Source organism: Catenulispora rubra (assembly GCF_015356825.1).
In the GTDB taxonomy this organism is placed as follows: domain Bacteria; phylum Actinomycetota; class Actinomycetes; order Streptomycetales; family Catenulisporaceae; genus Catenulispora; species Catenulispora rubra.
In genome coordinates this window covers 1-391 of the sequence record NZ_JAACYW010000813.1, presented here as the reverse complement: position 1 = coordinate 391, position 391 = coordinate 1, and the positions used below count along the sequence as shown (strand labels likewise).

General features: G+C 33.2%; 1 protein-coding gene and 1 pseudogene. One reads left to right on the top strand and one right to left on the bottom strand.

The window, feature by feature from the left end; translation table 11 throughout:
* The coding region (locus GWK61_RS61760; protein ID WP_499704290.1) for a hypothetical protein at positions 1-149 on the top strand (149 nt) is incomplete at its 5' end.
* A 91-nt stretch (positions 150-240) separates the two neighbouring features.
* On the opposite strand, the pseudogene GWK61_RS61755 reads toward GWK61_RS61760, so the two are convergent.
* Positions 241-391: pseudogene (locus GWK61_RS61755) on the bottom strand (NAD-dependent epimerase/dehydratase family protein); the annotation flags it as partial.

Here is a 391-nt window from a genome sequence, read left to right as displayed (position 1 = left end):
ATCTCATTCTCGGTAGCAATAATTGGTCTTTTGTACTGACTTGGCTACCAATAGAAATTAAATTAGCACTAATCACAACATTAATTGCATTATTCAGTACATTAATTGTAATTCTGTTATTCCTTCATACAAAGATAACGAAGACATAATAAACAAGACTTGTTCGAGCCGTGCGTTTGATAATATATCATCCACGATTCGACCAAGTCTTTATTCTTTGTATATTAAACGGATAAATTATTATTTAATTGGATTCATGCCATCTTTCCAAGTTTGATAAATCAGAGTACCACCTTGCGCTTTACACTTCTCATTGCTTACGCCACGTTCAAATGGTTGCGCAGGTTGAATATCAATATTTGGTTCAACACCAAGTTGTTCTTTATACCAT